Annotated in this window: 14 protein-coding genes; 7 read left to right on the plus strand and 7 right to left on the minus strand. The window is 41.0% G+C overall.

Annotated elements, in window-relative coordinates:
* Positions 1-19 precede the first annotated feature (19 nt).
* The 5 genes from G541_RS09100 to dnaA form a co-directional block, all read right to left on the minus strand.
* The gene (locus tag G541_RS09100; protein WP_009552641.1) at positions 20-826 is read right to left on the minus strand and encodes a Firmicu-CTERM sorting domain-containing protein; all 807 of its coding nucleotides are present in this window, start codon (positions 824-826) and stop codon (positions 20-22) included.
* Complete coding sequence (locus G541_RS0101195) at positions 823-1,410, minus strand: GGDEF domain-containing protein (protein WP_027826211.1); 588 nt, start codon at positions 1,408-1,410, stop codon at positions 823-825. The genes G541_RS09100 and G541_RS0101195 overlap by 4 nt, the downstream gene beginning before the upstream one ends.
* 20 nt (positions 1,411-1,430) lie before the next feature.
* Complete coding sequence (locus G541_RS0101200; protein ID WP_027826212.1) at positions 1,431-1,994, minus strand: hypothetical protein; 564 nt, start codon at positions 1,992-1,994, stop codon at positions 1,431-1,433.
* Positions 1,995-2,292: 298 nt separating this feature from the next.
* Positions 2,293-3,435 carry a DNA polymerase III subunit beta gene (gene dnaN / locus G541_RS0101205; protein ID WP_027826213.1) on the minus strand — a complete coding sequence of 381 codons (1,143 nt, stop codon included), beginning with the start codon at positions 3,433-3,435 and terminating at the stop codon, positions 2,293-2,295.
* Positions 3,436-3,625: 190 nt separating this feature from the next.
* Positions 3,626-4,981, minus strand: coding sequence for a chromosomal replication initiator protein DnaA (gene dnaA / locus G541_RS0101210; RefSeq protein ID WP_009552635.1), 1,356 nt, complete (start codon positions 4,979-4,981; stop codon positions 3,626-3,628).
* Between the two features lie 523 nt (positions 4,982-5,504).
* On the opposite strand from dnaA, the gene rpmH reads away from it, so the two are divergent.
* From rpmH to G541_RS0101250, 7 genes are all read left to right on the plus strand, one after another.
* Complete coding sequence (gene rpmH, locus G541_RS0101220; RefSeq protein WP_009552632.1) at positions 5,505-5,642, plus strand: 50S ribosomal protein L34; 138 nt, start codon at positions 5,505-5,507, stop codon at positions 5,640-5,642.
* An 88-nt stretch (positions 5,643-5,730) separates the two neighbouring features.
* Positions 5,731-6,075 carry a ribonuclease P protein component gene (gene rnpA, locus G541_RS0101225; protein WP_009552630.1) on the plus strand — a complete coding sequence of 115 codons (345 nt, stop codon included), beginning with the start codon at positions 5,731-5,733 and terminating at the stop codon, positions 6,073-6,075.
* A 21-nt stretch (positions 6,076-6,096) separates the two neighbouring features.
* Positions 6,097-6,930, plus strand: a complete 834-nt coding sequence (gene yidC / locus G541_RS0101230) for a membrane protein insertase YidC (RefSeq protein WP_009552628.1) — start codon at positions 6,097-6,099, stop codon at positions 6,928-6,930.
* Positions 6,931-7,075: 145 nt separating this feature from the next.
* Complete coding sequence (locus G541_RS0101235; protein ID WP_027826215.1) at positions 7,076-7,969, plus strand: alpha/beta hydrolase; 894 nt, start codon at positions 7,076-7,078, stop codon at positions 7,967-7,969.
* Between the two features lie 430 nt (positions 7,970-8,399).
* Complete coding sequence (locus G541_RS0101240) at positions 8,400-9,560, plus strand: MFS transporter (RefSeq protein ID WP_081654754.1); 1,161 nt, start codon at positions 8,400-8,402, stop codon at positions 9,558-9,560.
* 65 nt (positions 9,561-9,625) lie between these two features.
* Positions 9,626-9,892, plus strand: coding sequence for a hypothetical protein (locus tag G541_RS0101245; RefSeq protein ID WP_027826217.1), 267 nt, complete (start codon positions 9,626-9,628; stop codon positions 9,890-9,892).
* 11 nt (positions 9,893-9,903) lie between these two features.
* Entirely contained in the window at positions 9,904-10,167 is a 264-nt protein-coding gene (locus tag G541_RS0101250) for a hypothetical protein (RefSeq protein WP_009552621.1), read from the plus strand.
* A gap of 72 nt (positions 10,168-10,239) precedes the next feature.
* Here G541_RS0101250 and G541_RS0101255 read toward each other — a convergent pair whose 3' ends face one another.
* Together G541_RS0101255 and G541_RS0101260 are read right to left on the minus strand one after the other, a co-directional pair.
* Positions 10,240-10,869 carry an HAD family hydrolase gene (locus G541_RS0101255; protein WP_027826218.1) on the minus strand — a complete coding sequence of 210 codons (630 nt, stop codon included), beginning with the start codon at positions 10,867-10,869 and terminating at the stop codon, positions 10,240-10,242.
* Positions 10,866-11,633, minus strand: coding sequence for a DeoR/GlpR family DNA-binding transcription regulator (locus G541_RS0101260; RefSeq protein ID WP_051012840.1), 768 nt, complete (start codon positions 11,631-11,633; stop codon positions 10,866-10,868). The genes G541_RS0101255 and G541_RS0101260 overlap by 4 nt, the downstream gene beginning before the upstream one ends.
* Positions 11,634-11,665 lie beyond the last annotated feature (32 nt).

Raw genomic sequence — 11,665 nt, forward strand, 5'->3', positions numbered from 1 at the left:
TCTAACCCAGTAATAGTAGCTAGCTGCATTCTGGTTGCCGTGTCCTCCGCCATTTCACTATTCCCAAACCAATTCCAACGAAGATGACCGCACTGAGTACCGGTACAATCCATCCGGTACTAGTCCCTTCATAGGTAATTCCCTTACCATCATTCAAAGCTCCAGGTTGGTTAAAGTTCCATAGCGTTGATGGTGTAGGATCAACCCCATCGTATCCAATTGCTGCAAATGGGACCGCAAACTCCATCATCATGTTGTTGTGCTCATCCTTGTACATGTAACCAGCATGCGTCACATAATTCCGATAGTAACCATGTTTCCAACTTGAATCGACCACTTCAATATTGACGTAAGTCCCTTGTCCTGGCTTTAGGTATGATTGTTCAAACATACTATTGTTTAACGCCGCTTTTCTAATATCCGGATCAGCTATTCTAATTTCTGCAACTAACTTGCCATTAACCTTAATCTCATAGCCACTCATGATCAGGTCACTCCAGGCATTAGTTATATTTTTAGGATTCATGGCAACATACCCATAGATATTGCGGTCATCAACCGTAAAGCGTGCCTCACGAATATTATAATTGTCCCACCGCTTTTTCCATGTATCAGCTGGATATGACTGCCAATCTTTAAAGTGGTCTTTTCCAATATGGATAACATCGTCCTCATGTGGAGTGAAATCACCGATATATGCTTGCCAAGCGCCCTCATTTTTATAACGCTCTTCACCCCAGCGCGCTGCCTGAACCGGAGTGGTAGTTAACCCTATCATTCCCAACATTACAATGGCAGCGAAAATTCTGCTATAAATCTTTTTCATTCCGCTTTCCTTTCTAGATTGTCATTCTTTATTTTTCCTACAATGTCAGAGTAGACCCACACTTGGCTCCGACCACTATTCTTAGCGACATATAAGGCCTCGTCTGCCCGTTCAAAGGCAGATTTAAGATCGTCGCCTTTATGCCACCGCGCTACCCCAACCGAAAATGTCAGCGACACCATGTGATCACGCTGGATATAAATTGGCAGTTGCATAAATTGATATTGATAATAGCGAATCTTTTGAATTACCTTATCAAACTCACTGTCATCAATATCTTTGATTAGAATACAAAATTCTTCTCCACCATAGCGAAATACTCGTGCCTCGCCTTCAAAAACTTGGTGCCAGGAAGTCAACAAGTAATCAGCAAAAATTTTTAAAGCCCGGTTTCCACTTTCGTGGCCCCACTGATCGTTGACCCGTTTAAAATGATCCATATCAACTACACAAATCACTCCCGTCGTGGATGCAGAAAATTCTTTTTCTGCGTAATCCAGCATCGAGCGATAGTTACCCAATCCTGTCAGTTCATCATACCGACTCTGCCGGTATACCAAGTTATATTCATTGATATTTTCCAATTCTTCTCGTAAAAAGAAGTTTAGTAGGCCAGTAAGAGCACCATAGTCCCGCAACACAGGCTAATAAAGTCACTCGGATTGAAAATATAGCTCATAAAATATATTGAATCTCCCCACTGGCTTAGAACACCATATGCAAAAGGCAACATGATATTTATCACTAGAATTCCGCTAACCATTCGGTGCAGAATGCTCTTTTGAAAAATAATCATACCTATCTTGGAAATAACAAAATATACTACCAGTCCGATCCATAAACTAGGAATAAATTCTGTTTGTCCTTGTAAAACCAGATAAGTATTAATGACAACCGGCGTTAAAATAGCCATGAAATCACCATAATAAGTCATATGCAGATTATAGGCCAGGAGTGGAATCACATAGTGAAAGTACACCGCACCAGTTGCATTATATGAAAGTGTGATAATTGTATATTCTTGGACAAAAAAGATAATTGCAATGATGACATACCGTTGCCACCACTGGTAGTGAGGCAAAGTGCGTTCATACAACGTATAGTTACCGAAAACAAAGGTTGCTACAACTAACGGAATAATTCCCACAATCGTCAGATATCCCAACATAATTGCTACTGTTTCTCCTTAACTAAATTAAAAAATTACGTACATACGCAAACAACCTAAATTTGCAAAAATTTAGGCTGCCTCCGTTGATCACTTATATTTAAGCATATTGATTATATATCCAATGAAAACCATTTTCAATATGCTTGGTAAACGTTAATATGTTTGCAATAATAACTATTATTGCCTATCTGCCCATTAAAGCATAAGTAGTATATCACAAGTCTTTTCACAACTTATCATTCTATTAGAAAAAAGCCGCTGGAACTTATCCAACGACTTTTGTTTTTCATCTTTTTTAGAATGTTCTCACTGGAGTAATTAACTGGACAAAATCATTTTCATCTTCACTTGGTACCAGAGTAAATGGCCGTAACGGCTGGGTAAATGACATCTTGATTTCCGCTTTCCCAAAGGAACGGAGCGCATCCTTCATGTAATCCGGATTGAAAGAAATTTCCAAATCATTTCCAGTCAAGGAATTGAAAGCTAAATCTTCTTCCACCATCCCAATTTCTGGGGAATTTCCGGAAAGGGTTGCTTTTTGTTCAGCAACCTTTAATGAAAGTTTAACAACATTATTATGTCCTGCATGTGATAACAAGGATGCCCGTTCAATCGAACGTAACATTTCTACCGCATCAAATAGGATATCGGTATTCGAAGTTTGCGGAATTAGTTGTTCTGTATCTGGATACATCCCTTCTAACAACCGGCTGTAATAAGAAGTGTGCCCAAAGGTAAAGAGGACTTGGTTTTGCGAAATTTGAATTACCACTTCTTCCTCATCATCAGCCAGCATCTTCCCCAATTCGCCTAATGACCGCCCGGGAATGATGACATCATAGGCAAGATGCGCACCAATATTAGCTAAACTAATTTTCCGTTGGCTTAGACGGTGGGAATCCGTGGCCACCGCTAATAACTGTTGGTCCCGAATAACTAAGTGGACCCCGGTTAAAATTGGTCGCATTTCTTGATTAGATACAGCGACCACTGTTTGACTAATAACTTGTTTGAGCGTGTCTGCTGGCAAAATAAATTGATCATCGGTATCAATTTCTGGTAATTGTGGGAAATCTTCTGGATTTAACCCGTTGATCTTAAATTCAGATACCCCAGATGTAATCGTAGCTTGGAAACGTTCATTGACTTCTAAGGTTAACGTTGCTTCAGGTAACTTCTTAACGATGTTGATAAAGAAGTTAGCTGGAAGAATAACGCTCCCTTCTTCTTCGACTTGTAATGCTGCGTTGTCATCGCCAATTGAAATAATTGTTTCAATTGTGATGTCAACATCACTCCCCGTTAATTTGAGGGCATCAGCAGACAAGGTTAACTTGATTCCCTTTAGCACTTCAATGGCGACTTTGGATGAAATTGCGCGTTGCACATCATTCAAGTAGCTGATGAAAGCTAAGCGGTTAACTGTAAACTTCATTCTCTGTAAACCTAGCCTTTCTATATATATTTATATATTACTTTAGTTAGTAATAGTAGTAGGGGGTGTTAATCCTGTGGAAAACCTCAACAAAGGCAATTATCCACAAGAAATGCCTTGTGAATTGTTTGTGGGCAATTCTCTATTTTTATCCACAAATATCCACAGGAGCCAAATCCATACTCTAACATTAGTCTTGCAGTTCCGCCTTGAGGTCTGCAATTTCCCGCTGGAGTTCAGCGTCAGTATCGAGCTGGTTGGCTATTTTTTCATGCGCATGGATCACGGTTGTGTGATCTTTGCCCCCGAACTCATCACCAATCTTTGGTAAAGAAGCATCAGTCAATTCACGACTTAAATACATTGCAATTTGTCGGGGGACTACAATTTGTTTGACCCGTTTTTTACCTTTAAGATCAGCAATAGTGATGTGGTAGTACTTGGCAACTTTATTTTGAATTAATGGAATAGTCAATTCACTAGTATTACCGTTTAAGTTGAGGTCCTTTAGGGCATCAGCGGCCAAACTGGTAGAAACAGGACGGTGCATCATGGAAGCATAAGCCTTGACCCGCATCAATGCGCCTTCTAGTTCCCGAATATTGGAATCAATTTGGCCAGCGATGTAACTGTAGGAATCATCTGGGATCCGGAGTTGTTCAGCTTCAGCCTTGTTTTTCAGGATCGCGATCCGCGTTTCAAAATCAGGTGGGGTAATATCGACTGATAGCCCCCATTTAAAGCGCGAGACAAGACGTGCTTGCAACTTAGGAATCTCATTAGGAAGACGATCAGAGGTCAGGACGATTTGCTTTTTGTTGTCATATAAGGCATTAAAAGTATGGAAAAATTCCTCTTGTGTCCCATCCTTATCGGCAAAGAACTGGATATCGTCAACTAATAAGAGGTCAACACTCCGGTATTCTTGGCGAAATTCTTCTTGGCGGTGATTCTGGATAGAATTGATAAAATCATTAGCAAACGTCTCGCTAGTAACGTACTTGACTTTGGCGTTGGGAGTATTTTGTAAAACCTGGTGGCCAATGGCCTGCATCAAGTGTGTTTTACCTAAACCAACACCACCATAGAAGAATAATGGATTATAAAAGGTCCCGGGTTCTTCGGAAACAGCGAGGGCTGCTGCATGAGCTAACTGGTTTCCTTTTCCCACAATGAAGTTGTCAAAGGTATATTTGCTATTGAGTTGCGCTTCAGTTGTATACCCATGATCTGCTTTACGGCGGGTATCTCCCCTAGTCAGGGAGTTTGCTTCTGCTTGAACGGGAATTTTGGTCCCAGGCAGTTTGGCAATAACAGAAACCTTGATATCCATAATATCGGCAAGAAGTTCGGCAATTTCGTCGTAAAGATTAGACTGCCAATAATCGACATGCAATCTAGTTGGAACATCAACGATAAGGGTGTTATTAGTCAGAGCCACCGGTTTAGCGTTTTTGATCCAGGTAGTATAAGCATGTTTTTTCATCTTGTCCTGATAATAATCAGAAATGATCTGCCAGAGGGCAGTTAGTTCATCATTATGCACTAAACTTCCTCCTTTCTATAAAATAATAATAAATGACACGTAAATATTTTAGCATTAGCAAAAAAACTTTTCCACAAGGTTGTGCAAAAAATAAAAACAGTGTGAACAGGATGTAAATAATGTTATCCACAAGTGGCGAGGGCATTAAAAACACCCTGTTGATAACCGTCGTTTTCCACAAGCATGTAGTTAATTTAAAACCCTTATATGACAGGGATGGTTTTGATTTATATAATCTATCCACAGGGGTGTTGATAACTTTATCACCAAGATGTGATTTGGGGATAAGAAAGTGGATGAAGGTGTGAATTTAAAGATTAGAGTTTGGGGAGTAATCCACAAAGGGACACAGGAGAAGAGAGGTTATTGTGGATAATTATTAGTGGTATGACGGCAATTCGCCTTTGCTTTTAAGGCGAGGTATGTTAATATTATTCGGTAAGTTTGAATTTGACATAAACGCACTTGTTTAGTAAGATTACAAGTATGTCTAAAGTACAGAACAGGAATGGAGGTGTATTTCATGACTAAGAGAACATTCCAACCTAAGAAGCGTCACCGTCAACGTGTGCACGGTTTCCGTAAGCGTATGAGCACAAGCAACGGTCGCAAGGTTTTAGCACGTCGCCGCCGTAAAGGCAGAAAAGTTTTATCTGCATAGGCCACTGGACCGTCAGTGGTCTTTTTTATTATGTAAAGACAGAGTTGTACCTGTGCTGAGTTAAGCGCAGGGAATGGAGATAGATCTAATGAGAAAATCATACCGCGTAAAGAAAGAAGCGGAATTTCAAACAGTCTTTACCCAGGGGAAATCCTATGCAAATCGGCAGTTTGTGGTTTATGTTTTAGAAAAACCAAACCAGGAACATTTCCGGGTGGGGTTGTCTGTTGGCAAAAAGATCGGGAATGCAGTTGCTCGTAATTGGGTTAAACGGCGGATCCGGCAAAGTTTGACTGAACTCAAACCCCAATTAAAGCAGGATTGTGATTTCTTAGTGATTGCTCGTCCTACCGTCTCCTGGATGGAAATGAAAGAACTCAAAGGGCACTTGGTACATGTTTTAAAGATGGCTCAGGTGCTAGATGAGGAATAAAAGTGAGGTCAACGGCAACAAATGAAAAATAAGAAAAGAATGTTGGCGTTAGCCGGAGTATTGCCACTGTTGGTCTTACTATCCGGTTGTGCTAGCAAGCAAGCTCCAATTACCGCTCACTCAACTGGTTTTTGGGATCATTATATTGTTTGGAACGTTGTGCGGGCCATTCAAGGTCTTAGCCATGTGTTTGGTGACCGTTACGGCTGGGGGATCATTATTTTCACCATTATTGTCCGGATTGTGATCTTGCCGCTGATGATTGTGCAAATTCGCTCTACCCGGAAAACGATGGAATTGCAACCTAAGTTAAAGGAATTGCAAATGATGTATCCTGGGAAGGACGTTGAATCGCGTCAAGCGTTGGCTGCTGCACAGCAACGGTTATATTCTGAAGCAGGAGTTAACCCGATGGCAGGATGTTTGCCATTAGTTGTTCAGATGCCGGTATTATTTGCATTATATCAAGCAATTTATCGGTCTGATGTTCTTAAGAGCGGAACATTCTTGTGGACACAACTAGGACATCGGGATCCATACTTTATCTTGCCAATTTTAGCTGCGTTATTTACATATTTGACTTCCAAACTCAGCATGATGAGTCAACCGGAAAGCAACACTATGACAACAACGATGACGTATGGGATGCCAATTATGATTTTTGTGATGGCGCTCAATTTCTCATCAGCCTTAGTGCTGTACTGGGTAGTTTCTAATGCTTTTTCTGCATTGCAAACACTCTTGTTTAACAATCCATACAAGATTCGCGCTGAAAGAGAAGCAAAGGAACGCGCTAAGAAAGAACATGCTAAAAAGATAGCGAAAGCTAAACGTAAAGCGTATAAAAAACGATAATAGCAAGAGATAGCAAGCTGAAATTTCAGTTTGCTATTTTTTTAATAATTTATGGGCTATTGGCGATTGGTAAAAATTGCTAAGGATCTGCTATCCTAGTAAGGAGAAAGGGAGAATCTGGTCCGAATAGGAAGGAGTCCATTACATGGAAAAAAGAATTGCCCATACACTCGCGACGCACAACGCTACACGGTTGGCAGTATTAGAATTGCCACCACTGTATTATACGCAGCCCCGGGCGGTGGTACAGATTATTCATGGGGCCATGGAATATAAAGAGCGTTATTTGCCACTAGCAACGTATTTACAAGAGAGTGGGTATGCAGTGGTACTTTCAGACAATCGGGGGCATGGTCATTCGGTTTCTGCTGATGATCCCTTTGGATTAATGAAGAGTGTTGACCAGTTGGTTGCTGATCAGGTTCAGATAACTAACTGGATCAAAGAGCATTATCCGCAGAGTGAGGTAGTTATTTACGGGCACTCTATGGGGTCCCTTATTGCCCGCCTATACCTGCAACGCCATGATCACTTGTTGAGTAAATTAATAATGACCGGTACGCCTAACTATAATGTGTTGGCTCCATTGGGAATGCGTCTAATCAGACTGGTACAACGGGTGAAAAAAGATGATGAAGTATCGAATTTGGTGGCGCGCGTGTGTGGTAACCAGATTAACGGTTACAGTTGGTTAAGCTATAATCAGGACAATATTGCCCGTGTGCGGCAAGACCCAATGATGATCAAACGCTATCCACTAGGGAGTATGAAGACTTTGGTTGAGGCTGATCTTCGTCTCAAAGATCCTGCTCAATGGCAGTGTCGACAACCACATTTGCCAATTTTAAATTTAGTGGGAGCAGACGATCATCAGATCACCGGGGGGAAAAAAGGAATTGCGGATACAGTGGCGCGCTTAAAGCAGAGCGGATATCACAATATTCAAACAATACTAATGCCACATATGAAACACGAAGTCCTCTTTGAAAAGGACCACCGCAAAGTATATCAAGCAATGAATAAGTTTTTAGCCGAGTGAGTCAGAACAACTTTTCTGAAAACGTTTTGTACCATTTGCATCATCATGAAAATTCAACTTGGTTATAGTGGAGTGCTTTCAAAACTTGCAAAAAAGATAAAAAATACCCACTGAGACTAATGATTATGATTAATCTCAGTGAGTACTATGGCTAGGATGAAGCAACATAAATAGGGTGCGAGGTATGATTTTCTAGAAAGTTAGGTGTTGCTCCCCCTAATCACTTAAAGTATAAGGGAGAAAGAGTTCTAAATTAAAGGAAGTAAATGCTTTGATTTCTCGTTAACGGGGAATAGAGCTACAATAGATAGAAATCGGTTTCATTTTTGTGAATCTATGAATATAAAATAGCAAAAAGTAAATCTTACTGCGGAAAAATATGCTCCTCTGGAGCATAACCGAACAATAGTACGGGAAAGGGGCGAAATAAGTGCGGACAAAAAATGGTGCGGTATTAATGACAAATACTTTGGCTAATATGGGACAAGGACTGGCTCTCCCAATCACAACCCTATATGTCCATCAAAGTTTACACAAATCATTGACTACGGCAGGCTTGGTCCTGATGGTTTGGGCGTTGGCAATGATGCTGGGAAATTATTGGGGTGGCCGAATGTTTGATGAGTGGCGCCAACAACCTACATACTATATTGGGGGAAGTATTGCTATTTTTGCGGGACTTTTAATGTCCCTATGGCCAGAGTGGCCCCTATACGCTGGAGCACTAGCCCTGTATGGGTTAGGTCTAGGAATATTAATCTCTGCAATTAATGGGTATTTGGCCCATTTGCAAAAAGAAGATAAAGAAATATTCAACGATGCTTACTGGATGCGTAACATCGGTTTTGCCCTCTCAACCGGACTCTCCGGAATATTGTATGCGGTCAGTGTTCGGTGGGTACTCATTTTGACCACCTTATTGGTAGTAGTAGCTTTAGTTATGGTCAAAATTACTTTCAAAGAAGTAACAATTTCACCCGTACAACCAGCGAAACGACCACAATATCATCTTTTTAGTGCGGACCGTCAAACTGTTTTTAGTATTCTAGCTGTATGCTGGGCCTTATTTATTACGTGGTTGGGTTATGAACAATGGGGCTCAAATATGTCGATCTATATGATTGCTAATGGGATTCCAGTACAACATTATAGTTTGTTATTTACTATTTCGACAGGTGAAATCGTCCTTTTACAACCATTAGTGGCACGGACTTTTCGTAATACTTATCACAATGAGAAGATGCGTTTGATTATGGGAACGATCTTTTATATGGCTTCCTATCTGCCTATTATTTACGGAAATACATACAGTTTCTTTGTAATTGGGATCACCTGTCAAACTTTTGGGGAAATGATCCTCTTTTCGACTGCGCCGGTCTTTTTGAACCGGTTTGCTACTGATGAGAACCGTGCAACGTTGCAGTCACTAAATAGTATGGCTACATCTTTAGCCAGCGCTGTGGGGCCAGTTTTTGGGGGCTGGTTAATTTCACTGATTGATTATCAGCTGACCTTTGTGGTGATCTTTGCTTTACACGTATTGGTCATCCCATTATTATTAGCGTTACGGGCTCATCGTCAGGTGACTTAGTCTAAAAGTGGGGTTACGTGATAAATTAGAACTGGAAACTGAGAAGGAAAGTGAGTCGAAAAACGATGGATTTTTGGTTACAAATGGCATTTGCTGTGGCAATGTTGATGGATGAAGTACTCACTATTGCCCGGGTAATAAAACAAAAACAACCGCAACGTATCAAAAACTATGCGATCGGTTTTCACATCGTGTTCATCTTAATGTTGTTATGGTTGGTTGTAGCTATGATCCAACAAACAGTCGAAATTATCCCGGGGATATTCTCGTTCTTAGGTTGGATGATTGTGGCAACTAGCTCATTCAAGACATTAAAAAAGATGAGCAAATAGGAGGAATAATAATGAGTTTTTGGATGCAGACGGGGATGTTGGTAGCGTTACTGCTGAATGAAATAGTGATCATCTGGGATAACATGCGGTACCGACCGCAACTTTTTTTACTGGGATTTAGCTTGCTGCTAGCGATTTTGGATGTAGCATTGCTCTATGTCACGCTCTATGCCCATACAGTGTATTTTCCAAGTTGGTTATCAGTATTAACGATTATTATAACGAGTTTAAATACAGTCCGCGTCTTGAATGTGAGTGCCAACCGTCGAAGCTAGAGAATTTTTGAAATAAGATAAAAAGCATGGGAATTTTTTCCCATGCTTTTTGTATGTCGTAGTTTGAATAATTTAGCGAACCAGATGAGCAATATCTGTTGGTTGGGCTAAAACAATATCTGCTTCTTGCTGCCAAGCAGTTGTTCCGGCAGTCCCCCAACGGGCTAAAGCAAATTGCGCGCCAGCAGCATGAGTCATCTCCAAATCATATTTAGTATCACCCACATAGATAGCCTCAGTAGCGGGAATCTCCAACCGTGAGAGGGCTAATTCAAGCGGGGCAGGATGAGGTTTGTGGCGGTCGGTGTCAGAAGCTGTGATAACAGTATCAAACAACGGCATTAAGCCCATAGGAACAAACTCATTGTTGAATTCTTCAGATGTTTTGGAGGTAACAATCCCTAACTGAATATCTGGAGCCAACTGTCGGAGGGTAGAAGCTACCCCAGGAAAAAGCTCTTCGGTATGGACTAATTTCCCAATGAAGTGATTAACCACTTCTTCAACACGATCAATCTCAGCAGGATCATCAATAAAACGTTGTAAAGAAACTTGCGTAGGAAGGCCCTTAGTGAAAGCAAGATCAGTGAAAGATAAATCGAGTCCTAACTCTTGTTTGAGCGCCAACTGGATTGAGCCGATCATGGCTTGGTCCGAGTCAACTAAAGTGCCATCAATATCAAAAATTAATGCTTTAGTCATAGCCAGTCGCCTCCGTCATTGTTGGTATAAAAAATTTCAACGTTATTTTGGTTAGCAACGTTCACGATCTTATCGGGGAGAGGTTTGTTGGTGATGATGATGTCAATATCATTGAAGTTCAATGCTAAAAAGTTGTGCATTTTATTAACTTTAGTACTGTCAACCAATAAAACAACCTTATCAGAGTGTTCAATGATGGCTTTTTTGAAGTCAATTTCATCATCAAAGGCATAATACATCCCCCGTTCGGTCATCCCGATCGAGCTAATAAAGGCAACATCAAAGTGGTAGCTCCCGATATCAATTAAGGGCTTAGTTCCCGTAGTATACCGCATTTCGCGGTTCAATGTCCCACCTAGCATCCGCACCTTAGCTTTGGATTTGCTGAGGAGTTGTTCGGCCACTTCGAGTGAATTGGTAATAGCTAACAGGCTTTGGGAGTTGTCGAGGTGGCGGGGGATGAAACTAATTGTTGAAGAAACGTCGAAGTAGACGATCTCATCTGGACCGATCATCTGGGCCGCCAAGCGTCCCATCTTGTCCTTGACCGGGGTCATTTCAACCGAGCGGTTACTCAGATCTTCTAAACGGCTACTAAATGAGTGAGGTTGGTTGATTCCACCGTAAACACGTTCAGCATCGTTTTGTTCAACTAAGGTTAAGATATCTCGCCGGGTCGTATCGCGTGAAGCCCCAGTGAGACGCATAATATCATGAAGACTGAGTGAGTGGCGTTTTAATAACTCACTTTTTATTAATTTCAAACGGTCCTTTTTATTAATGATGTTCAGCTCCC

This window comes from Ligilactobacillus saerimneri DSM 16049 (genome assembly GCF_000423265.1).
GTDB classification, from domain to species: domain Bacteria; phylum Bacillota; class Bacilli; order Lactobacillales; family Lactobacillaceae; genus Ligilactobacillus; species Ligilactobacillus saerimneri.